Source organism: Sulfurivirga caldicuralii (assembly GCF_900141795.1).
In the GTDB taxonomy this organism is placed as follows: domain Bacteria; phylum Pseudomonadota; class Gammaproteobacteria; order Thiomicrospirales; family Thiomicrospiraceae; genus Sulfurivirga; species Sulfurivirga caldicuralii.
Map to the genome: position 1 here is coordinate 345415 of NZ_FSRE01000003.1, position 22692 is coordinate 368106.

The following is a 22692-nucleotide window of genomic DNA, read 5'->3' on the forward strand; positions in this document are numbered from 1 at the left end:
TTGCCGAATGCACTAAAATTCTCACCTATCGCATTTTATCACGACTGCAAAGGCGACCGAATGTCTGAACGTCTTGAACGCACCCTGGCCCAGGTCGGCAAGAAAAGCATCCACCTGCTGGAAATCGTTGGTCTGATCATTATCGCCATCGCCACCATCTTCGCAGCGGTGGAAGATATCGGCAACATGATCAACGCCCACCGCGTCACGCTGGCGGACCTGCTCATGCTCTTCCTCTACCTGGAGGTGCTGGCCATGACCGCCATCTATCTGGACAGCGGCAAGCTGCCGATTCGCCTACCCATCTACATCGCCATTGTGGCGCTAGCGCGCTTTCTGGTACTGGACATGAAGGAGCTGGACGCCCTGTCCATGCTGATTATCGCCGCCACCATCCTGCTGCTGGCAGGCGCGGTGCTGGTGCTGCGTTACGGCCATCAGAAGTTCCCGTACAAGAACAGCGAGCGTTGGGGGGCCCGCAAGATTCCGGGGCGTCAAGCACCAGGGCGCCACCCCGAGCCCCCATTCACCCGCCAGCGCATTGACGACTGAGGAACCCACATGGACGCCGTTTACGAAACCCATCTGACCAGCCTGCCCCTGCTTGCCCGTGGCAAGGTGCGCGACATTTACGATATCGATGACGAACGCATGCTCATCGTCACCACCGACCGCATCAGTGCATTCGACGTCATCCTGCCCACCCCCATTCCAGGCAAGGGGCGCATCCTCACCGAAGTGGCCGAGTTCTGGTTTCACAAGACGGCGCACATGATCCCCAACCATCTGGACGAGGATTTTGACGTCAACCCCCTGCTTACGCCTGAAGAACGTAAGCAGATCAGCCGCCGCGCTATGGTGGTGAAAAAGCTCAAGCCGCTGCCCATCGAGGCCATCGTGCGCGGCTACCTGATCGGTTCCGGCTGGAAGGAGTACCAGCAGTCCGGCACCGTCTGCGGCATTCCACTGCCGGAAGGGCTGCCCAAGGCGGCCAAATTGCCCGAGCCGCTGTTCACCCCCTCCACCAAGGCCGACGTGGGTGATCACGACATCAATATCACCTTTGAGGAAATGGCCGAGCGCATCGGACGCGAACTGGCCGAGCAGGTGCGCGACATCAGCCTGAAACTCTACACCTTCGCCGCCGACTACGCCCTCAAGCGCGGCATCATCATCGCCGACACCAAGTTCGAGTTCGGACTGGATGAGGCTGGCACACTTTACCTGATCGACGAGGCGCTCACACCCGACAGCTCCCGCTTCTGGTCAGCCCGGGACTACCAGCCAGGCACCGATCCCAAGAGCTTCGACAAGCAGTACATCCGCGACTATTTGGAAAGTCTCGACTGGGACAAGACCCCGCCGGGTCCGGAGCTGCCGAATGACGTGGTGCGCAAGACCATCGAGAAATACACCGAAGCCAAGGACCGCCTGGTCGAAAACCCGGATGACTGAGCTGCCCAAACGGGGACTGTTCGTCACCGGCACCGATACCGACGTCGGCAAGACGTGGGTGAGCCAAAACCTGCTTAAAAGCCTTAAAAACCCTGCCTTTTCAGGCACCGGTTCCACCGGAAAAAAACCGGCCGCTGAAAAAGTCGGGGACCCCCCTCCCGTGAGCGCCCGCAAGCCCGTCGCCAGCGGTGCCCAGCGCACGCGCCGCGGACTGTGGGCACCTGACACCCTTGCCCTTGCCGATGCCACCGGCGAGCCACTGCAGCGCATCACCCCCTACACCTTTGAACCACCCATCTCCCCCGCCGAGGCGGCACGGCAGGCAGGCTGCGATACATCGTTGGAAAAGCTGATCGATGCCTGCCGCGTGCCGGAAAGGCGCTGGACGCTGGTGGAAGGCGCCGGCGGCTTCTACTCCCCACTGGGCTCTGACGGCAGCCTTAATGCCGACCTAGCCGAAGCGCTTGGCCTGCCGGTCCTGCTGGTGGTGGCGCATAGACTGGGATGCATTAACCACACCCTGCTTACACTGGAAGCGATTGAGCGCCGCGGGCTGAAACTGGCGGGCGTGGTGCTCAATGACGGGCCGCTGCCAGTTGAAAACAGCCCTACGCCTCAGGAATTGAAACGTTATCTAAAAGAAAAGCCGCTGTGGCACTGTGGCCCGCAGCGGCTCGATCCGGCACTGAGCGCGTGGATTACTGCAGTTTATAGCTGATCCCCAGCCCGGCAGAGGTGGTGCTGTTGTTGTCATAACCACCGAAAAGGCTCACGCTCCACTGAGCATTCACCTTATGCCCAATAAACAGCGACCCGCCAAAGGTGTCGTCCAGCTTGCGGTTGGTGGCCTGTGTCCAGTCCAGTGAAACACCGCCCGTCCAGCCGGTTGCAAGCACACGGCCGATGCCTGCTGACAGATAAACGCCGTTCTGATAGTCGGGTTTGTCATCCTGACCACCCTTAAAGGTATAGCCAGCGGTTGCGAAGAAGGAATGACGGTTATCCAGCGTAGCGAAGTAATCCACCTGCACCTTGGTGTCGTTAAAGCCGGTGGTCAGGCCCTTGTCCTTGTCCGCCGTGGTAAACTTCTCCTTCAGACTGACACTCCAGGCGTCATTCAGGTCGTAGCTGACCGTTGCTGTGACATCCCCCATGCCAGACTCGGCCTTGCTGCCCTTGTTCTTGATTTCCAGCCAGCTGCTGCCAAGGCGCAGCCCCCAGGGCCCCTCCTTGATCTTGACGCTGAATGGCACCGACTGAATGGTGCTGTCCGGTGTATTCAAATCATTGCTCTGACCATCGGCATAGAAATAGCCCGTAGACAGCTTCACAGTGGGCGCTGCCTGCACGGAAGCTGCAACACCCAAGGCGCACAATCCCAATACAATGCGTTTCATACGCATCTCCTTCATTCAAATATTTTTACATCAATAAAGCGCGAAGGCCATTATAGACCGTCGCGCCTTGCCTGTACCGGGGTATATCAGAGCTGCCCGGTTGTATCCGCTACAGCTGTTGTACCAGCAGTATCGGTTGTACCAGCAGTATCGGTTGTACCAGCAGTATCGGTTGTACCAGCAGTATCGGCTGTATCAGTTGTACCGGCAGCATCAGTAGCCCCGGTTGTATCGGTTGCACCGGCTACGGGCTCGACAACAACGGTGTTGTCCACCTCGGTTGAGCTCTCAATGGTCATTGCTGTGCTGCCGTCGCCTTCCATGTCATTTTCATGTTCGACCTCAACATCATGCTCAACCTCAACGCCTTCGGCCTTTTCGATGAACTTGGCTTTCATTTCTGCCGCTTTCTCCTGCATGCGATCGGCCTTTTCTTCAAACTTCTCGCGCATGTGCTCGGCACGCTCTTTCATCTTTTCCGACTTCTCGGCGAAGCGCTCATGCATGTCCTCGGCCTTTTCCTGCATATGTTCGGCCTTTTCAGCAAAGCGTTCCTGCATATGCTCAGCCTTCTCCTGCATATGCTCCGCCTTTTCAGCAAAACGTTCCTGTATGTCGTCAGCCCGTTCCTGCATGCGTTCGGCTTTCTCGGCAAAGCGCTCCTGCATGCGCTCAGCCTTCTCCTGCAGTCGAACAGCCTTTTCTGCATGTTCTTCCTGCACTTCCATGCTTGCGCTTACGTCCATATCTGCGTACACAGGCGCTGCACTTATGACACCTGCAACAATCAAGACTTGAGCAACCGCTTTCATTTTCATCACACTTCTCCTTTTTGCTTAAATGGGAAATTTTTACATTCTGTGTGTCTGCATTGTAATGACACTCGGAGCAGGGTCAACCCCTTCTCAATAAAAAATGGTGTTTTTTTACATTTGATATGTAGGTATAATAAAAATCCATGGATACTGGGACACCTCAACACTCAGCGCTACTCAAGGCCCTGCGCAACGCCCTGCGGCCGCTTTTTCGTCTGTTCGTGCGAAAAGGCATCGCCCTGCAGGCGCTTCAGGAACTGGCGAAACAGTTATATGTAGAAGCTGCGCTGGCCGAAGAAGAGCGGAAAGAAGGCAGGGTGACCGTAAGCCGTCTGAGCACCTTGACCGGCATCCACCGCAAGGAGATCAAGCGCCTGCTGGAAACCCTCGACCAACCCAAAAGTCTGGAAGAACGCAAGGCATCCGTCTCCGCCCAGATCGTCAGCCAATGGCTTGGTAGCGACGCCACAACCCTCAGCGATGGCCGCCCTCGCCCCCTTCCATACCAAAGTGATGAGCCAGACACGCCGTCGTTTTATGCGCTGGTTCGGGGCATTACGCAGGATGTTCATCCGAGAACGCTGCTGGAATCACTCAAAATCGTCGGATTGGTGCAGCAACGGGAAGATGGTCTGATCGAACTTGCAGAAGCGGGCTATGTGCCTGACCAGAGCTGGGAAGAAAAGCTGTTTTTTGCCGGCAAGAATCTGGGCGCCCACAGCGATACTGTCGTCCACAATCTGCTCAAAGAACAGCCTCCGCGCCTTGACCGCGCCGTCTATTACTACCACCTGACCCCCGAGGCGGCAGACACGCTGGAAGAGTGGGCGCGCGAGCATGCCCTGGAGTTGCTGATACGCTTCAACAAGGAGGCGGCGCGACTCCAGTTCGAGAGCCTCGAAACACCTGAAGAAGCGACCGAGCAGGTTCACCTGGGTGCCTATTTCTATCGCGATCGAGACGCCTCGGAGCCATCATGATTCGTTTGCTGATGATTCTGAGCCTGCTGCTTGCAAGCTGTGCCCAGCCTGTCGGGACACAACTGGCTGCCGAGTCCGGCTTTGGCGGCACCGGAATGGCGCCAAGCTGCCCGGCTGCCGCCCTCCTCCCCGGCGATAGCGGCTTTGGCGGCACTGGCCATACCGCTGACTGCGGTTTTGGCGGCACCGGCGTCATCGGCACCATTACGGATTTTGGCTCCATCTGGGTCAATGGCCTCGAGATCGAACTGGCCTCTGGCCTGACCATCACCAGCAATCTAGGCCACCCTGTCGAACTCGCAATCGGCCAACAAGTGATCACCCGCACCCGGCAAGACGCCCTGCTGACCGACTATGTGGAAGTGTTTTATCCCATAAGCGGACAGGTTCAGCAACGGGACGGTAACCGCATTGTGGTCAATGGCCAACTGATTACCCTCGACGCACACACCCGCGGTCTGAAAACACTGCAGCCGGGCGACTGGGTTGCAGTTAGCGGCTGGCCGCAGGGCACGGATCGCTGGCTGGCGACGCGCATCGATCCAAACCCGACCCATATGGCCCGCGTGGAAAAACCCGCCCTTGATGCCCTCAACAGCCGCAAGGCGCTGATTGAAGGGGGCGTCGTAATTCGGGACGGCAGCGCCTGGCTGGAGCCCTACCATCTCAAACTGGGCGATGCCGCAGACTGGCGTGGCGAGCGCCTCGCGCTTGCAGCCGTGGAGCAGCAGCGTGCAGGCTGGCGCATGACGGCCGTGCGCGCCCTGCATAGCTGGCAGGTGGACTGGCACGAACTGGTGCGGGAGCGGTACGAACAGATGGCACAGCCAAGAGTGTATCGTAACCGCCTCGACGTTGAACACACCCGCGAAGCCATGCACGAACGGACCGAGCACCTGAAGAACCAGCGCGACGTGCTCAAGGAGCAGCGGGAAGCATTGCAGGAAAGTCGGGAAGCGCTTCAAGAAAGCAAGCACGAGCTGAAGGATCAGCAGGACATGCTCAAGGCGCAGAAGTCTCTGCTGGAAGAACAGCGAGATGCGCTCAAAGACCAGCAGGAGCAACTCAAGGAACAGCGGGAAGCGCTTAAGGAACAGCGCGAAATGATCAAGGATATCAAGGAACAAAAAGAGGGCTACGGGAGGCAGGACGACTGATTAAGCTCGCCTTTTCCCTTTTCCATTCATTTTCTCCTACCTTTCCCTTTTTCTATAATGAACGATCCTATCACTTGACTCAGACAAGGCGCTCGCTCATGCCCCAGCACTACACTCAGGGCACCATTCATATCAAGAACCTGCTGTTGCGCACCTACGTTGGCATCAACCCGGAAGAAAAGGTCAAGAAGCAGGACGTCCTCATCAACATCACCCTGCGCTGCAGCCGCATCCTCAACGCACCCGAAGGCGCCATCGACCAGACCCTGGACTACAAGAAGGTGGTCAAGACCATCATCCCATTTGTAGAGGAAAACCGCTTCGAGCTGCTGGAAGTCATGGTGCGACAGGTGCTCGACAAAGTCATGGCTTTCGAAGGGGTCGAGTGGGCCCGCGTGGAGATCGACAAGCCCCACGCCATCCGCTTTGCCGAATCCGTCTCCATTGCCCTGGAAGCCGAACGTACATGATCCGCTTAATCCGCCGACACTTCGCCCGCCTGCTCTATGGCAAGCAGGATGCGCTGTCTGACACCTTGCTGAACCCCGATCTCGTGCGTCTCATTCTGCTGACCAATGCCGCGCTGATGGGGTTTTTCCTTGTCACAGGGTTAGCAGGTCTTTTCCCGCTGGGCAGCCTGCACGCCGTCGTGCTGGGAGCACTCATTTTTATCCATCTGGGCAGTGCGGCGGCCACCTGGCTGTCCCCAGAACGCAGTGGTACTATCCTGCTTTTCAACCTGCTCATCTACTGTGCGGGACTCGTGCCCATCATCCTTTCCGTTCCGACGCTTTTTCCGGCTCTGTTCACCGCGCTGATTCCAGTCATGCTCGCGTTCCTGATCATAAATAGCTCAGCCGGGCTGCTGACCACGGCCGTAGCAGCGACCTTGCCCTTCCTGCTCGAAGCGGGCAACCAGGAGATGCTTTCATATGTCCAGATTCTAATCTACGAAATGACGCTGGGTGCCTCGGCACTGGTTACCGGAACGCTCGGCATGCTGCTGCGCTCCCTGCTGCAACGACTGCATGCCACACTGGAAAAACTGAGCCATTCGGCCACCCACGACCCTTTGACCGGCGCACTCAACCGCCGCGGACTTAAGGAACATGGCGAAGTCCTGTTCAACACCCATTACCGCACCGTATCCCCGCTTGCTCTTGCCGTGATTGACCTGGACTATTTCAAGCACGTAAACGACACCTTCGGCCACGATGCAGGCGATCACGTCCTCAAATATCTCACGGACCTGATACATCGTTTTTTCAAACGCAAGAGTGACCTGGTCGCCCGTCTGGGTGGGGATGAGTTTGTGCTCATTGCCGCGAATACCCCATTGGACCTTGCTCACCAGCGATTGACAGAAATGGCCCGGCACCTGCAGGAAAACCCGCCGCGCTGGAATGGTGAACCGCTCCCTGTTGCACTGTCCATCGGTGTAGAAGCTCTGGACATCAACTCGCATCATGCACTCAAGGATCTGCTCAAGGCGGCCGACAAACTGGTCTATCGTGCCAAGGAAAAGGGACGCAGCCACGTATGTGCGCCGCATGCATGCACCCCAATTCTGCTCTCTTTCGAACCGCCAACCGCAGCACGCTAAACTGGCATCAATCCTGCTTGTTTTTTAGGCATCAAAATGCAATAGCGCCCATTATGAAATCCGACCTGCTATCCCGTATTGAAACCAGCACCGGCACCGGCAAGAGTGCTGGTCAGCTGGAACTGCTGCTGTTCCGTCTGGACGACAGGACGCTGTATGGCATCAATGTCTTCAAGATCAAGGAAATCCTGCCCTGCCCACCGGTAAACCTGGTGCCCATGGCCGATCCGCGCACTATCGGCCTGATCGACCTGCGCGGCCAGATCCTGTCGGTGGTCGATCTGGCCCGCGCCCTTGAGCTGCCGCCGCTCGATCCCCAGGGCGAAGAAGCCACCTGCCTCTATACCGAATTCAGCCGCCAGCAGCTGGGTTTTCTGGTGCGCAATGTGGAGCGAATCATCTACGTTCACTGGCATGACGTGCGCCTGCCACCGGAAACCCTGTCTCACAACCCCTATCTCACCGCCATCACCCCCTTTGAAGGCGAACTGGTGCAGATCATCGACATCGAGCGCGTGCTGGCCGATATTCTGCCGGAGAGCTTGGAACTGGACAGCACAGTCGATATTGATCCTGAACAAATGAAGCGGTTCACCGTTATCGGCGTGGACGATTCGCGCGTGGCGCGTAATCACCTCAAAAAGATTTTCGAGCACCTGGGTGTGGACTTCCAGCTGGCAGAGGACGGCAAGAAAGCGCTCGACCTGCTCGGCAGGATGGTGATGGACGCAGAGGACGGCATGGCACCGCCCGTGCACGAACGCCTGCTGGCGGTGGTGAGCGATGTGGAAATGCCGGAAATGGATGGCTATATGCTGACAGAAGCCATTCGCCGCCACCCCCAGTTGAAAACAACACCCATTATCCTCAACTCCTCCATCAGCTCAGAGATCGGCGAGCAGGCCGCCATGCGAGCCGGTGCCAGCGACTTCCTTACCAAGTGGGACGCCAACACCCTCGCTGAACGTCTGCTGGCGCTGGCTCAGCAACGTTTGAGCAAACAAACGGGCTAATCCCCGCGCCGTCAGGCCGCCCCGAGGAACCACAGGTTCAGCGCAATAATCAGCAGGGCGCACGCCCACGCCAGGTTGAGCTGCCACTGTGGTGGACGGAATTCGCCCATCAGCGAACGACTGCTCACGAACAGAATCAGCGGAACCAGCGTAAATGGCAGCTGCATGGACAGAATCACCTGCGACAGCACCAGCAGACTCAATGGCTTGGCGGTCAGCAGGATGGCGATCACCGCCGGGATCATGGTGGCAAGGCGCAGCCACAGCCTGACCTTGGCCACATTCACCTTGCGGCCAAGGAAAGGCTCGAACACGATCTGCCCCGCCATGGTCGCCGTGGTCGAGCTGGCAATCCCCGATGCCAGCAGTGCAAAACCAAACGTCAGTGCTGCCGCCTCGCCAAACAGGGGTCCCAGCGTTACATAGGCCTGATCGATATCGGTAATCAGCAGCCCTTTTTCGTGAAAGGCAGCCGCCGCGGTGATCAGAATCGCCGAATTGACCAGCCATGCGGCTGTCAAGGCGCCCACCGTATCCCAGCGCATCAACTTGAGTATCCGGCGCCTGTCATGATCCCCCTCATCACTCATGCGCGTCAGCACCTGCGAGGAGTGCAGAAAAATGTTGTGCGGCATCACCGTGGCGCCGATGATGCCCAGTGCAATAAACAGCGCTGTATTGTCAAACACCTGCGCATTGGGCACAAACCAGTTGACCGCCACATCCGTCCAGTCCGGCTGCACAATCCACAGTTCCACCACATAGCCCAAGCCGATAGTAGCCACAAAGGCAATGATGGTCATCTCCACCCAGCGGAAACCGAAACGCTCCAGCCACAGGATCAGCAGCACGTCAAAAACGGTCAGGAAAATGGCCAGCACTAGCGGAATGTCCAGCAGCAGGTTCAACGCCACCGCCACACCGAGAAACTCGGCCAGATCCGTGGCCATCATCGCCAGCACCGCCGTGCTCAAAAGCCCCCTGGCACGCCACCCCTTGTAGCGGGTCGCGATCAGCTGCGCCAGATCCTGCCCGGTGACCACACCCAACCGTGCGGCCAGCAGCTGCATCAGAATGGCAATGGCGGACGCCAGGGTGATGACCCACAGCAGGGCGTAGCCATAGCGACTGCCCGCTTCCAGGGATGTGGCCCAGTTGCCGGGGTCCATATAGCCCACCGACACCAGAAAGGCCGGTCCAAGATAAAACCAGAAAGGACGACGCAACATATCAATACCCCTAAAATCATTTTTTAGCCTTGCCTAAATTATAATTTAGACACCTTCAACCAGCAACCTTGTCGCTAAAATACGGAAAAAAGTTTTCTGCCCATGCCCGATATGCACAGCCGCAGCGTTCAGGATTACCTCAAAGCGCTCTATAAACTGCAACACAACGATACGCCGGTCAGCACTTCGGAGCTGGCGGCACGCCTGCATGTCGCGCCGGCATCGGCCACCGCCATGATCAAGAAACTGGCGGACGCCGGTCTGGTCGAACACGTCCCCTATCAGGGCAGCCGTCTCACCGAAAGCGGCCGCCGCGAAGCGGTCAACATGGTGCGCCGCCACCGCATCATCGAGCAGTTCCTGCAGGAAGTCCTGCACTATCGCTGGGACGAGGTGGATGAAGAGGCCGAGGTACTGGAGCACGCCGTCTCCGACAAGATGGTGGATCGCATGTGGGAAGTCCTCGGCCGTCCCAGCCACGACCCTCACGGCTCGCCGATTCCGGATGCCGATGGCCATGTGCCGCACCAGCCAGGCACGCCGCTGAGCGAATGGCCCGATAACACCCCTGCGACCATCGTGCGTCTGGTGGAGCGCTCGCCCGAAGAGCTGCGCTACTTCGCCCAGCAGGGCATCCGCCCCGGCGAAGCGGTGCAGATTGTGCAACGCGCGCCCTTTGATGGCCCCATCACCATACGCACCGCCAGCGGCGAAACCAGCCTCTCGCCGGAACTGGCGCAGGCCATTCACGTGCAATGAGCACCACACCCGTTCACCTGATTACCGGCCTGCTCGGCAGCGGCAAGACCACTTTGCTGCAAAACCTGCTGAAACAGAAGCCGTCCGAAGAAAAGTGGGGCATTATCATCAATGACTTTGGCCCACTCACCATTGACGCGACGCTGGTTGCCGGCGCCGATAAAATCGTCGAAGTGCGCGGCGGCTGTGTGTGCTGCAGCGCCCAGCACGGCCTGCGTCAGGCGCTGGATGCCCTGCTGAAAGCGGGTATTACCCGCATTCTGGTCGAACCCACCGGCGTCAGCCACCCCGCCGAGATCACCGATCTGTTTCTGCACCATCCCGCGCTCGAGCTGCAGGCCATTGTCGCCGTCATGACCCCGCAACAGCTCACACCGGCACGCTGGGAAAAGTCGGCTCTCATGCGCGATCTGGCCATGCTGGCCGATCTCGTCGTGCTGAACAAGATTGACCTGGCCACGGCTGACGTAATCCAACAGGCGGAACAACTGCTGTGCCAGCAACCACGTCCGCCGCAAACAATCCTGCGCGCCAGCCATGCAGACTGCCAGCTGCATGACCTTTTGAAACCCCACAGCCCGCCGCCGCTGCTCATCTGGCAGCACAAACCCCATCAATGCACGTCGTTCATGCCCCACGAAACCGATCTGCCGGGGCTGATCGACGCTCAACGAAGCGAAAGCGACGGACTTATTACCCTCGGCTATCGCTGGGGACCGGAGGCGGTCTTTTCCCGGCCTGCCCTGCGGCAGGTCTTTGCCGATACCGCCCCGCACCGCGGCAAGGGGCTGATTCGCACCGGCAAGCGCTGGCAGAGTCTGCAATGGGCCGACAATATCCTGTCGCTTCAGGAAACAGCCTGGCAACGCGACAGCCGCCTGCTTGTTTTTTTCGATCGTGCGGACGCCATTGAGCCATTTGAAACCCGCCTCAAAGACTCGATTCTGCTGAAGCTGGCACAATAAGTGCTTAATTTCCGGATGGTTTGATTCGACAAGGTGAATTCCCGTGCGCCCTAGCATTCTGAGACGCCTGCTGCTGTCCTATCTGGCCTTCGGGCTGGTCATGGGCATTATTTTTCCGTTTTTCGCCAGCCTGTTCGTGGAATGGAAGCCGGGCATGTATGGCTGGTTTGTGGCGGCCGCACTGGTGGCCGGTGTCATGGTCGGGCTGATCAACTACTGGATGATGCGCATCATTCTGCTGGGCAAGCTACAGCGCATCGCCGAAATTGCCGATGCCGTGAGCAATCGCGACGTCAGTCACGCCTGCACCATGCAGAGTGCCGATACCCTCGGAGAAATCATCGACAGCATCAACCGCATGACCGCGAACCTGCGCGATATCGTGCAGCAACTGAACAGCAACGCCACCCAACTGGACTCGGTTTCCAAACACTTGGGTGAACGGGCCGACGCATCCTGCGAAGAAGTACTATCGCAACGCGCCGAGGCCGAAAACATTCAGCAGGAAATGCAACAGGTCAAGGAAACGGCCCAGGGCGTCACCATCCGCAGCGAGCGGGCCAGAGATGCCGTGGAACGCGCCCGTCAGCTGACGCGCGAAGGCAGCCAGCAGATCCAGGCCACCCTGCACTCGATCCAGTCGCTGGCGGAAAGCACCGAAGAGATCGCCCAGCGCATCGAGCGCCTGACTCAGGCGAGTGACGCCATGAATACCATCCTGCAAGTGATTCGTGAAATCGCCGAACAAACCAACCTGCTGGCGCTGAATGCCGCCATCGAAGCGGCCCGCGCGGGCGAACACGGTCGCGGCTTTGCCGTCGTCGCCGATGAAGTGCGCGAGCTGGCAAGCCGCACCGAAACCTCCGTAAGTGAAATCCAGCAGATGGTCAGCGATGTGCAGGAGCAGGCGCGGGGCACCCAGGCACGTGCCGCTTCCGCCCGCGAACTGGCACAGGAGAGCACCAGGCAAAGCTCGCAAGCCAAGCAGGCGCTCGAGCGCATTGAGCAAGAGGTGAACAGCGTGCACCAGCTCAACCGCGAAATTGCCGAGGCCAGCCGCCATCAGGATCAACTGGTAGCCACCGCCAGCCAGCGAATCGAAACCCTGAACATCTCTTTTGCAGACGTGGACAAGGCCGCACAGGACCTGCATTCTGCCAGTGCTCAGCTGTATGAACTCGTACAGGCTCTCGAAACGCTGGTACGCAGCTTCAAGACCCGGTAAGGAGTGCCCACAATGACAACACACACCCCTCATGAAGTCCCTGTACCGGAAGACCGCTTCATCATCAGCAAGACCGATCCCCGAGGAATCATCACCTACGTCAACCGCACGTTCATGGAGGTGGCGGACTATCCCCATGTCATGGTGATCGGTCAGCCGCATAACATCATTCGCCATCCTGACATGCCAAAGGCCGCGTTCTATCACCTCTGGCACACCATAAAACGGGGGGAGGAGTGGTTTGGCTATGTCAAGAACCGAACCCGCACCGGCAACTACTATTGGGTGTTTGCCCATGTCACCACTGATTATCAGGATGGCAAACCCATCGGCTACTACTCAGTACGACGCACCATGCCCGATGCACTCAAGCCCACCATTGAAACGCTGTATGCCGAAATGCGTCAGATCGAAAGCCGATACGGCGACAAGGCGGACATGGAGGCGGCACTAAAACACCTGATGGCGGCCATCCACCAGGCAGGTTATGCAAGCTACCGGGACTTTATCCTTCAGAGCTATCTGCAGCACGCACCAGCGTGTGAGGAGGCGTTTGCATGAGACAGCACATCAGCGCCCGAATCCCGCTATTGCGCCGCAAGATTCAAGTCCTGCTGGCTGTCCCCCCTCTTTTTACCGCCCTGTTGCTCGTGGCGAACATCGTCATGGAGGGCGCTGACCTGTTTACCGTGCTGCTGGGCATTGCCCTGCTTGTCTTTTCGGGCATCTCCGCCTGGACCTGGCGCACCTTCAAACAGGCTGGCCGCGCTCTTGAAGGAGTGAAAACCAGCCTGAACGAAGCGCTCGCCGGCAATACCGCCTACCGCGTCCTGGATACCCAAGGTCTCGGCGAACTGGGCGAAATCATCTGGGATCTGAATGACTTTTTCGACATCGTGGAAATCTTCCTCAAGGAAGCGGACAATGTCTTTGCCGCCGCCAGCCGCAACGACTACGCTCGCAAGCCCATTCAGCAGGGCTTCCCGGCCAACTGGCGCATGACACTGGGCAATATTGACGCCGGCATTGAGGCCATGCACCAGTCGCACGAGTTTGCGCAGCGCAACCGCCTCATGGGCGAACTGCATCACCTCAATATCACCAATCTGGTGCCCTCGCTGCTGGCCAATCAGCAATCCGTCGTCCAGGTCAACAATCAGCTGGAAGAAGTCATGACCGTCTCCGAAGCCAATCGCCAGCAGGCTTCTGCCAGCCGCAAGGTGGTCGCCGGCATCACCGCCACCGTGGAAACATTCCATCAGCAGATGGACGCCATGGGCGCCGATGCTGAACAGCTCGATCGGGCCAGCGCCTCCATCGGTGAAACGGTCAATGTCATCAAGGATATTGCCGAGCAGACCAATCTTCTTGCGCTTAACGCCTCCATCGAAGCGGCCCGTGCGGGCGAACACGGCCGCGGCTTTGCCGTCGTCGCCGACGAAGTGCGTCAGCTGGCAGAGCGCACCGCCCACGCCACCGAAGACATCCAACAGATCATTGACTCCCTGCAGGGGCGCATCAATGAAATGGTTACCAGCACCCAGCAGATGCGTGAACAGAGCGCGGCCATTCATGAGGAAATCGCCCGTTTCGAGCAGCAGTTCGCGCAGCTGGCAAAAAGTTCGGAGCAGATCGCCGACGCTCTGCGCAAGGGAGAAGACTGGCTATTCGGCGCACTGGTCAAGCTGGATCACATCATCTACATGCAGCGCGCCTTTATCGCCACAGAAAAAGGCGCCGACAGTGACGAAGCGAAAGCCGTGTTCGTGGACCATCACAACTGCCGTCTCGGCAAGTGGTATTACGAAGGCTATGGCAAGAAACGCTTTGCAGATCTGCCCGCCTATCGCGAACTGGAGCCCTGGCATGCGCAGGTGCATACCGGCGTGCACCGGGCCCTGGAGGCCGCCCGCGAGGACTGGATGCACGATGACCACGCGCTGGAAAGCATCATCACCGCCATGCGTGAGGCGCAGGAAGCCAGCCATCATGTAATCCAGCTGATCGACGCGCTGCTGCAGCAGCGCCACAGCGAAAACCCGCCAAAAAATGCATGAAAATGGGGGTGATCAATAGGCAGGCACGAATCTGCTAAAATGCGATTCTTTACGAAACTTGGTGGTTAAATTCCATGAAAAAGCCCCTGCCTGACGTCGCCTGTGAAGCCCAGTCCGAAACCCGGGGTCGCCTCAACTGGGTCGGCATGAGCCAGATCGAGCTGCCCATCGAAGTGCTGGACGGTGAAGATCAGCCTGTACGCGTACCCACACTGGCTGACGCGTTCGTCAATCTGATCGATCCCAACAGCAAGGGCATCCACATGTCGCGCCTCTATCTGCGACTGGATCAGTTCTCGCTGGGGGGGGCTGTCAGTGTCGAGCGGCTACAGGGACTGCTGGCCGACTTTATCGACTCGCATGCGGGACTCAGCGACCGCGCGCATGTGGCGTTTCGCTTCGACTACTACGAGCGCCGCGCCTCGCTGCTCAGCGACAATAGCGGCTGGAAGCACTACCCGGCCGAAATCCGTGCCCAGCTCGGTCCGGGCGGCTTTATGTGCGAACTGGGGGTTGAAATTCCCTACTCATCCACCTGCCCCTGCTCCGCCGCACTGTCCCGCCAGCTGATCATGGAACACTTTGCCGAACGCTTCGCCGGACAGGAATCGGTGGCGCTGGACGAAGCGCTAGCCTGGCTGGCCACCCCCGAAGGCGTCAATGCCACCCCGCACAGCCAGCGCTCCATCGCCCAGATCCGCGTACGCCTGCAACCCGGGCAGGAAATCGATATTTCCGCACTGATCAGCCTGATTGAAGGGGCGCTGCAGACGCCGGTACAGGCTGCTGTCAAGCGCGAGGATGAGCAGGAGTTCGCCCGTCTGAACGCCGCCAATCTCATGTTCTGCGAAGATGCTGCGCGCCGCCTGCAGGCCGCGCTGAATGCGGCGGAGAGCCATTTCGCCGACTTCTGGGCACGCGTCAACCACTACGAAAGCCTGCACCCCCACGACGCCGTGGCCGTGGTCACCAAGGGCGTGCCCGGGGGCTATTCAGACGATCCCGAACTGGTCTGCAAGCGCTAAAACACGCCTGATCCATCGTTTTATGCCCTTACAACCGTTCAGGGGCCAATCCTTTCCACCCGCGAAGAAATTGCTTCTTAAAAAAGTCGGGGACCCCCCCTATTACTCAGGCTCCTGATGCTTCTCGTCGCAGTGGCAGCCGCAGGACGGCACGGGATCCACACCCCCCTCGCTGCCCGGATGACAGCGGCCGATGCGTCTGATGGCCAGCCAGCCGCCGCAAATCAATCCATGCCGCCGCAGCGCCTCGATGGTGTAACTGGAACAGGTGGGATAAAAACGGCAGCGCGGCCCCAGCAGCGGGCTGATAAACAGCTGATAGCCACGGACCAGCAGGATGACCGGCCAGGTGGTGACCTTGCGGATCAGCTCGGATGGCCCCATACTTTCGCCACGATAACAGGATAGTCGGTAAGCGCCCACTGTTGGAAGTCCTCCGCCTTCATGGGGCGGCCCAGGTAATAGCCCTGTAACAGGTCGTAGCCAGCGCGGTACAGCCAGTGCACCTGTTCACCCGTCTCTACACCTTCGGCCACGACTTTCATGTCAAGACTGTGCGCCAGCGAAACAATGGCGTTGGCGATGGCGCAGGCGCCTTCGTCATCCGGAATAGGATCCACGAACTGCTTGTCGACCTTCAGCACCGACAGGGGGAACTTCTGCAGATAGGCCAGCGACGAGTAACCGGTACCGAAGTCATCCACCGCCAGATCGAACCCATGGGCGCGAATAGCCTGGAAGCGCGATACGTTTTCGGCCGCATCGGTCATCACCACGCGCTCGGTCAATTCCAGCTCGAGCAGGTCGGGCGCAACGCCAGCCTGCTTCAGCTTCCGTTGAAGGCGATCCAGCAGTGTTTTGTCCTCCAGCTGCACACTGCTGAGATTAATGGCAATGCGGATATTCTTGAGAACTGGCATTTCTCGCCAGCGCACCAGTTGGCGAATGGACTCATCAATGACCCACTCGCCGATGGCACTGATCAGCCCGACATGCTCGGCCACACTGATAAACTCGTCGGGCGGAATAAAGCCTTCCTCGGGATGAATCCAGCGAATCAGCGCTTCACACCCCACCAGCGCACCCGTCTGTGCGCTAAACTGCGGCTGATAGACCAGGAAAAACTGATTCTGCGCCAATGCCTCGTGCAGCGCATGTTCGATCAATTTGGTGCGCATGAGGCGCGTTTCCATGCTCTCATCGAAGAAGTGGCACAGGTTTTCCTCATCCCGCTTGGCTGCAGCCAGGGCCAAATCGGCCTGCCGATGCAGCTGCTCAATGGCTGCGCCACCATTCTCCAGACTCGCGCCCATGCTGAAATTGACGCTAATCTGCTCGCACTTGCCTTCGATCTCGTAGGGTTGCTTCAGACGCTCGTGAACACGCTGACAAATCCGCTCCACCAGACTGATCTGCCTGTCATGTTCACCAGCAATGCGCGGCAGCCACAGCAATATGGCAAACTCGTTTGGTCCCGTGCGTGCGAGCAGGTTCACATTCCGACTGCGCACGGTTCCACGCAGCCGCTGTGCGATAATTTTAAGCAGTTCATCGCCCCCCTCCTGCCCCAGAAAATCGTTGGTTTCGCGGAAACGGCGCACATCAATCAGGATCAGAGCCAGTGCATCATTCTCTTTTATTTGCGAGGCCAGTCGCCGCACCCGCTCAAACAGACCATTTCGGTTCAGCAAATGGGTCAGCTGATCATAGTAGGCCAGGTGCATGATGTGCTTACGCGTTTTTTCCTCCTCGGTGACGTCACGAAAGACCACCAGCGCAAGCGGACGCGTCCCCTCTCCCTGGGTAGCTGGCACTTCCACCACGGTGACATCCACATCCAGCTTGACCTCGCGGCCGCTTTTCAACACCGCCTCGAGCCGTGCACAGACCTGCTGACCCGGTTGATCAAAGTTCACCCCCAGCGCCTGCAGCACGCCACCCTGACTTTCCTCATCCAGCTCAAAGTCGGCAATGGCATCGATGGTCTGACCACAGACGTTCTCGCTGATGACATCAAACAGCTGCTCGGCCGCCCCATTGAAACGCACCACGTGACCAGCCCGATCCACCTCGACCAGCGCAAGCGGCACCGACTGCGCCAGTGCTGTCAGGTGCGCATTTTCCAGTGCCAGATCACGCTCCATGCGCAATGTGCGCCGATAAAGTGCGGTCAGCCAGACGACAATTGCCAGCGCTACCGCAACGACGAGAGCAAGCTGTCCCCACGAAAAGTGATAGTCCGATACATGCATCCCGGCCCATCGCTGCCAGAACACATTAAACAGCACCGTACCGACAAAAAAGAGCACCAGCATGGCATACACCAGCCGCTGGTATTTTTTCATGGGTGTCTTCATCAGAACTCCCAAAAAATGTGATGCATCAAACCTTATCACACAGGGCCGAAAATCAAAATATACAAATCCGCCTCACCCATGATTTGTGGGCATAATAGAAAAATGACACACTAACGATAACGAGACACACCATGAACACCTTTCTCATCAAAAACGCCACCCTCGTCAACGAAGGGGCGCAAACCCAAGCCGACGTACTGATTCGCAATGGCCGCATCGAAAAAATCGCACCCACCATCGACATCCGCGCCACCCGCACCATTGACGCCGAAGGCCTGACCCTGCTGCCCGGCATGATCGATGATCAGGTGCATTTCCGTGAACCGGGCCTCACCCATAAAGCCGACATCGCATCTGAATCGCGCGCGGCGGTTGCCGGCGGCACCACCACCTTCATGGAAATGCCCAATGTCAATCCACCCACGGTCACGCTGGAAGCGCTCGAAGCCAAACACGCCCGCGCTGCCGAAGTTAGCTGGGCCAACTACAGCTTCTATCTGGGCGCCACCAATGACAATATCGAAGAAATCAAGCGCCTCGATCCCAAACAGGCGTGCGGGGTAAAAATCTTCATGGGCAGCTCCACCGGCAACATGCTGGTGGATCGCGACGAAGCATTGCGGCAGGTTTTTACCCACAGCCCGGTGCTCATCGCTACCCACTGCGAAGATACACCCATGATTCAGGCCCGAGAGGCAGAGTATCGGCAACGCTATGGCGACGACGTCCCCTTCAGCGCCCACCCGGAGATCCGCTGCCGAGAAGCCTGCTACAAATCCTCCTCCCACGCCGTGGCGCTGGCGAAAGAGACCGGCGCGCAGCTGCATATCCTGCACATCACCACCGCCGAGGAGCTAAATCTGTTCGAGCCCGGCCCCGTCACCGGCAAGCAGATTACCAGTGAAGCCTGCACGCATCATCTGTGGTTCTGCGGCGACGAGGACTATGACGCCAAGGGCAGCCTGATCAAGTGCAACCCCGCGATCAAAAGCTGCGCCGACCGCGACGCCATCCGCCAGGCCGTCATCGACGGGCGCATCGATGTGATCGCCACCGACCACGCCCCGCACACGCTCGAGGAAAAGGCGCAGCCCTACTTCAAGGCGCCCGCCGGCCTGCCGCAGGTGCAGCGCAGCCTGCAGGCGCTGCTGGATCTGTACCATCAGGGCGTGTTCCCGCTGGAACTGATCGTTGAAAAGACCAGCCACGCCGTGGCCGAACGCTTCCAAATCAGGGACCGCGGCTATATCCGCGAAGGCTACTGGGCCGATCTGGTGCTGGTGGACCTCAACCGACCCGAAACCGACACCCGCGACAAGGCGCTCTACAAGTGCGGCTGGTCGCCGTGGGAAGGACACACCTTCAAGAGCACCATTGTCGGCACACTGGTCAATGGCGAACTGAAGTACTGGGAAGGCGCCTTCAGCGACTTCACACCGGGCAAGCGGCTAGAATTCAACCGATAGGAGTAGGTCATGGCTCAGGAATTCATTTCCATCAACCCCGCCACCGAGGAAGAAAACGCCCGCATCCCCGTCTGGGATGACGACAAGCTGGACACGGCGCTGCGCTACGCCGGCTACGCACAACGCGACTGGGCGCAGCAGACACCCCTTGAAACCCGATGTGAACTGCTGCGCAATGTCGCAGAACTGCTGCGCGTCAAAAAGCGCGAACTGGCCGAACTGGCCACGCGGGAAATGGGCAAGCGCATCGGCGAGGCCGAAGCCGAAGTGGAAAAGTGCGCCTGGGTGTGCGACTTCTATGCTGATCAGGCCCCCGCCATGCTGGCGGACGAGGTGGTGGAAACGGAAGCCACTCGCTCACTGGTGGTCTATCAGCCGCTGGGCGTCATCCTCGCTGTCATGCCGTGGAACTTCCCCTACTGGCAGGTATTCCGCGCCGCAGCGCCGGCACTGGTGGCCGGCAACGGCGTCGTGCTCAAGCACGCCAGCAATGTGCCCCTGTGTGCGCTGGCCATCGAAGGACTGTTCAAGGAAGCCGGCTTCCCCGAAGACCTGTTCCAGAGCCTGATGATCACCTCCGCGCAGGTGGAACGCGCCATCTGTCATCCCGACGTGCGCGGCGTGACGCTCACCGGCTCGGAACCCGCCGGCCGCGCCGTGGCCAGCATCGCCGGACGTGAACTGAAAAAGACTGTGCTAGAGCTGGGCGGCTCCGACCCCTTTGTGATCCTGCCCGATGCTGATCTGGACGAAGTGGTCCCCATGGCGCTCAAGGCCCGCTTTATCAACATGGGGCAAAGCTGCATTGCGGCCAAGCGCTTTCTGGTGGATAAAACCATGCACGATGAATTTGTGGCGCGCTTCAAGGTCGCCATTGAAGACTACTTTGTGCCCGGCGATCCCATGGACCCTGCCACCACCCTCGGCCCCATGGCACGCCGCGACCTGATGGAGGAGCTGCACAACCAGGTGATCCGCGCTCAGGATTATGGTGCCACGGTGGAAACCGGCGGCCAGACACTGGATCGCCCCGGCGCCTACTATGCGCCCACGCTGTTGACCAATGTCACCACCAGCAACCCGGCGTTTCAGGAAGAACTGTTCGGCCCGGTGGCAACGGTCACAACTTACACCGAACCCTCTCATGCGCTGGGGCTAGCCAATGCCACCCGCTTTGGGCTGGGTGGCTCCGTGTGGACGACGGACATCGCCACTGGCGAGGCCATCGCCCGCGGCATGCAGTGCGGCTGCGCTTTTGTCAACGACATGGTCAGGTCCGACCCGCGCCTGCCCTTTGGCGGCATCAAGGACTCCGGCTATGGGCGCGAACTGAGCGTATATGGCATCCGTGAGTTTGTGAACATCAAGACCCTGTGGATAAAGTAAATACGCTTTCGTTACCGCAGGCAAAACCCGAACCACAGGCGTAAACGGACTCAAGTTCAGGTGATCTACTGCGCAGTTGCGCCATCGTGCCGCAACCCCATGGGGCAGGGCGCTTTTGCGCCCATGGGACGTTGCGGCTCGCGTGCATGGGATGACCATGCTGCGCTCGTCACACCCTGCCCTGGGACAAACTCGCTACTGTCGCGACCATTCAGTGGCGTGCGAAAGTGCCTGCATCACTTGAAAACCCCTGAATCGGGGCCATGAAAATCACAGCGACATTTTTTCAATGAGGAGGTGACACCATGAGTATCTATTTTGAAATCGGCCCCGAACCGGTGGCGGAAAAGCTGGGCAAGCAGACCTTCTGGCTGGGCATCGCCCTGCTGATCGTCGGTGCGATCGGGATTTTCCTGCCAGAGTTTCTGGCGCTGACCATCAACTACTTTCTCGCCTGGCTGCTGATTCTGGCCGCCGTGTTCATGGGCTATCTCACCTGGATTACCCCCTATAAGGACCTGTCCAGCTGGCTCAAGCCCATCCTACTGCTGGCGGTAGGCATTCTGCTGTTCGTCTTTCCGACGGCAGGTATTGCCACACTGACCCTGCTGCTGGCGCTCTATTTCATCATGGATGCCGCCATCAACTTCGCGCTGGCCAGGCAGATTTATCCCATGAAAGGCTGGGGCTGGATGGTGTTCAACGGCATCGTCACCTTTGTGCTGGCCCTGCTGGCGGCTTATGGCTGGCCGGAAACATCGGGCGTTTTCCTCGGCGTGATTGTGGGCATCAGCCTGTTTCTGGACGGCGCCGTATTTACCCGCGTCGGCTGGGAGCTGAAGAAAAAGCATAAGGTGGAAATCGAATAAGCTTATGCTCCGTTGGCTCTTTCATAAATAGCGCACCCACGGGTGCGCTTTTTGTTTGCCCGACCAGATGAAACGGTGGTGCGTCTGGGCGATCGCCTGCGCAGCCGCTCCAAGCCCCATCCATGCGAAGTTCATGACATCCCCTCCCTGTTGCCTGAACGATGGACAGCTGTCCGCCTTCTTTATACCACACTGCGCCCGCCGTCGAGAGGAATGGATGTGGCGGTGAGATAGCGGTTTTCCATGATGAATTTCACCGTCTGCCATACCACTTCGGGCCCCGGCTCGATCTGCAGCAGGGATTTTTTCAGGCGCTGCGCACGATATTCTTCGCTGTCGTCTTCGTTGAACAGGATCAGCGCCGGCGCAATGTCGTTGACCTTGATTTCGGGCGCATACTTCTTGGCAAAGGACTTGGTCAGGTTCTGCAACCCGGCCTTGGTGGCCAGATAGAAGGCATGCTGATCCGAACCGCGGGCAGTATTGAAGTCGGAAATGGAGATAATGTCCTTCAGTTCGGCATCGCTGGCGCGCAGCCACGGCTCCAGCAGGATATTGAGCTCATAGGGCACCTGCAGGTGCAGCCGCATCAGCGCCGCCAGATTCTGCGGGCTGTTGCGCAGCTCCACATCCTTGAGCCACACCGAGGCATTGTGAATCACGCAGCGCAGAGACAACGCATGCTCGGCCACAAAGCCTACCACCTTCTGGCTGGCATCCGCTTCCGCCAGATCCACCAGCAGGCCATGGGCACCCTTTGCTTCCAGCGCTGCAACACTGGGCCGCGGCGTGCGGTAGGTAAACAGCACCGGATGGCCTTCATCCAGAAAACGTTCGGCCAGATGCAGACCGATGCGCTGGCCCGCACCGGTGATCAAAATGGCATTACGCACGTGCGACATGGCTTCTCCAGAGGGGGGGGTCCCCGACTTTT

The 22692-nt window shown here is 58.8% G+C and carries 23 protein-coding genes and 1 pseudogene; 18 read left to right on the forward strand and 6 right to left on the reverse strand.

The features are described 5' to 3' along the window. Positions 1 to 60: 60 nt before the first annotated feature. From BUQ81_RS07530 to bioD, 3 genes are read left to right on the forward strand one after another with little or no spacing between them, the layout of a single operon-like run. The gene (locus BUQ81_RS07530) at positions 61 to 552 is read left to right on the forward strand and encodes a phosphate-starvation-inducible protein PsiE (protein ID WP_074201762.1); all 492 of its coding nucleotides are present in this window, start codon (positions 61 to 63) and stop codon (positions 550 to 552) included. 9 nt (positions 553 to 561) lie between these two features. Beyond that, complete coding sequence (locus tag BUQ81_RS07535) at positions 562 to 1455, forward strand: phosphoribosylaminoimidazolesuccinocarboxamide synthase (RefSeq protein WP_074201763.1); 894 nt, start codon at positions 562 to 564, stop codon at positions 1453 to 1455. Further along, on the forward strand, positions 1448 to 2173 hold the full coding sequence (gene bioD / locus BUQ81_RS07540) for a dethiobiotin synthase (RefSeq protein WP_074201764.1): 726 nt from the start codon (positions 1448 to 1450) through the stop codon (positions 2171 to 2173). Before BUQ81_RS07535 ends, bioD begins: the two co-directional genes overlap by 8 nt. Here bioD and BUQ81_RS07545 read toward each other — a convergent pair. Together BUQ81_RS07545 and BUQ81_RS08725 are read right to left on the reverse strand one after the other, a co-directional pair. Beyond that, entirely contained in the window at positions 2154 to 2852 is a 699-nt protein-coding gene (locus BUQ81_RS07545) for a hypothetical protein (protein ID WP_074201765.1), read from the reverse strand. The two genes, bioD and BUQ81_RS07545, sit on opposite strands and share 20 nt — an antisense overlap. A gap of 86 nt (positions 2853 to 2938) precedes the next feature. Further along, positions 2939 to 3670, reverse strand: a complete 732-nt coding sequence (locus tag BUQ81_RS08725) for a hypothetical protein (RefSeq protein ID WP_074201766.1) — start codon at positions 3668 to 3670, stop codon at positions 2939 to 2941. Between the two features lie 140 nt (positions 3671 to 3810). Between BUQ81_RS08725 and BUQ81_RS07555 the strand changes: the two genes are divergently transcribed. The 5 genes from BUQ81_RS07555 (at position 3811) to BUQ81_RS07575 (ending at position 8420) form a co-directional block, all read left to right on the forward strand. Continuing rightward, positions 3811 to 4647: a DUF6502 family protein gene (locus tag BUQ81_RS07555; protein ID WP_074201767.1), complete on the forward strand. Its 837-nt coding sequence runs from the start codon at positions 3811 to 3813 to the stop codon at positions 4645 to 4647. Further along, positions 4644 to 5804 (forward strand): DUF5666 domain-containing protein, encoded by a 1161-nt coding sequence (locus BUQ81_RS07560; RefSeq protein ID WP_074201768.1) that lies wholly within the window; start codon positions 4644 to 4646, stop codon positions 5802 to 5804. The genes BUQ81_RS07555 and BUQ81_RS07560 overlap by 4 nt, the downstream gene beginning before the upstream one ends. Before the next feature lie 98 nt (positions 5805 to 5902). Then, a complete protein-coding gene (locus BUQ81_RS07565; protein ID WP_074201769.1) occupies positions 5903 to 6274 on the forward strand; it encodes a dihydroneopterin aldolase in 372 nt (123 codons plus the stop codon). After that, positions 6271 to 7407: a GGDEF domain-containing protein gene (locus BUQ81_RS07570; protein WP_074201770.1), complete on the forward strand. Its 1137-nt coding sequence runs from the start codon at positions 6271 to 6273 to the stop codon at positions 7405 to 7407. Before BUQ81_RS07565 ends, BUQ81_RS07570 begins: the two co-directional genes overlap by 4 nt. 53 nt (positions 7408 to 7460) lie before the next feature. Continuing rightward, on the forward strand, positions 7461 to 8420 hold the full coding sequence (locus BUQ81_RS07575; protein WP_074201771.1) for a chemotaxis protein: 960 nt from the start codon (positions 7461 to 7463) through the stop codon (positions 8418 to 8420). Positions 8421 to 8431: 11 nt separating this feature from the next. Here the strand turns inward: BUQ81_RS07575 and BUQ81_RS07580 are convergent, their stop codons facing one another. After that, entirely contained in the window at positions 8432 to 9649 is a 1218-nt protein-coding gene (locus tag BUQ81_RS07580) for an Nramp family divalent metal transporter (RefSeq protein ID WP_074201772.1), read from the reverse strand. 102 nt (positions 9650 to 9751) lie between these two features. On the opposite strand from BUQ81_RS07580, the gene BUQ81_RS07585 reads away from it, so the two are divergent. From BUQ81_RS07585 to folE2, 7 genes and pseudogenes are all read left to right on the forward strand, one after another. Next, positions 9752 to 10408: a metal-dependent transcriptional regulator gene (locus BUQ81_RS07585; RefSeq protein WP_074201773.1), complete on the forward strand. Its 657-nt coding sequence runs from the start codon at positions 9752 to 9754 to the stop codon at positions 10406 to 10408. Then, entirely contained in the window at positions 10405 to 11373 is a 969-nt protein-coding gene (locus BUQ81_RS07590; RefSeq protein ID WP_074201774.1) for a CobW family GTP-binding protein, read from the forward strand. The genes BUQ81_RS07585 and BUQ81_RS07590 overlap by 4 nt, the downstream gene beginning before the upstream one ends. A 43-nt stretch (positions 11374 to 11416) precedes the next feature. Next, positions 11417 to 12598, forward strand: a complete 1182-nt coding sequence (locus tag BUQ81_RS08930) for a methyl-accepting chemotaxis protein (protein ID WP_084188305.1) — start codon at positions 11417 to 11419, stop codon at positions 12596 to 12598. A 12-nt stretch (positions 12599 to 12610) separates the two neighbouring features. Next, complete coding sequence (locus BUQ81_RS07600; protein WP_074201776.1) at positions 12611 to 13159, forward strand: PAS domain-containing protein; 549 nt, start codon at positions 12611 to 12613, stop codon at positions 13157 to 13159. A gap of 611 nt (positions 13160 to 13770) precedes the next feature. Next, positions 13771 to 14187: pseudogene (locus BUQ81_RS09020) on the forward strand (methyl-accepting chemotaxis protein); the annotation flags it as partial. 114 nt (positions 14188 to 14301) lie between these two features. Beyond that, positions 14302 to 14655 (forward strand): CZB domain-containing protein, encoded by a 354-nt coding sequence (locus BUQ81_RS09025; protein WP_234947409.1) that lies wholly within the window; start codon positions 14302 to 14304, stop codon positions 14653 to 14655. A 74-nt stretch (positions 14656 to 14729) separates the two neighbouring features. Then, positions 14730 to 15680 (forward strand): GTP cyclohydrolase FolE2, encoded by a 951-nt coding sequence (gene folE2, locus BUQ81_RS07610; RefSeq protein ID WP_074201778.1) that lies wholly within the window; start codon positions 14730 to 14732, stop codon positions 15678 to 15680. Positions 15681 to 15782: 102 nt separating this feature from the next. Here folE2 and yidD read toward each other — a convergent pair whose 3' ends face one another. Beyond that, a complete protein-coding gene (gene yidD / locus BUQ81_RS07615) occupies positions 15783 to 16064 on the reverse strand; it encodes a membrane protein insertion efficiency factor YidD (protein ID WP_074201779.1) in 282 nt (93 codons plus the stop codon). Continuing rightward, entirely contained in the window at positions 16046 to 18037 is a 1992-nt protein-coding gene (locus tag BUQ81_RS07620; RefSeq protein ID WP_084188306.1) for a putative bifunctional diguanylate cyclase/phosphodiesterase, read from the reverse strand. The genes yidD and BUQ81_RS07620 overlap by 19 nt, the downstream gene beginning before the upstream one ends. Before the next feature lie 131 nt (positions 18038 to 18168). Between BUQ81_RS07620 and BUQ81_RS07625 the strand changes: the two genes are divergently transcribed. From BUQ81_RS07625 to BUQ81_RS07635, 3 genes are all read left to right on the forward strand, one after another. Further along, positions 18169 to 19503: a dihydroorotase gene (locus tag BUQ81_RS07625; RefSeq protein ID WP_074201781.1), complete on the forward strand. Its 1335-nt coding sequence runs from the start codon at positions 18169 to 18171 to the stop codon at positions 19501 to 19503. A gap of 9 nt (positions 19504 to 19512) precedes the next feature. Next, positions 19513 to 20889, forward strand: a complete 1377-nt coding sequence (locus BUQ81_RS07630) for an NAD-dependent succinate-semialdehyde dehydrogenase (protein WP_074201782.1) — start codon at positions 19513 to 19515, stop codon at positions 20887 to 20889. 305 nt (positions 20890 to 21194) lie between these two features. Continuing rightward, complete coding sequence (locus tag BUQ81_RS07635) at positions 21195 to 21758, forward strand: HdeD family acid-resistance protein (protein ID WP_074201783.1); 564 nt, start codon at positions 21195 to 21197, stop codon at positions 21756 to 21758. Between the two features lie 182 nt (positions 21759 to 21940). Here BUQ81_RS07635 and folM read toward each other — a convergent pair whose 3' ends face one another. After that, positions 21941 to 22660 carry a dihydromonapterin reductase gene (gene folM, locus BUQ81_RS07640; RefSeq protein ID WP_074201784.1) on the reverse strand — a complete coding sequence of 240 codons (720 nt, stop codon included), beginning with the start codon at positions 22658 to 22660 and terminating at the stop codon, positions 21941 to 21943. Positions 22661 to 22692 lie beyond the last annotated feature (32 nt).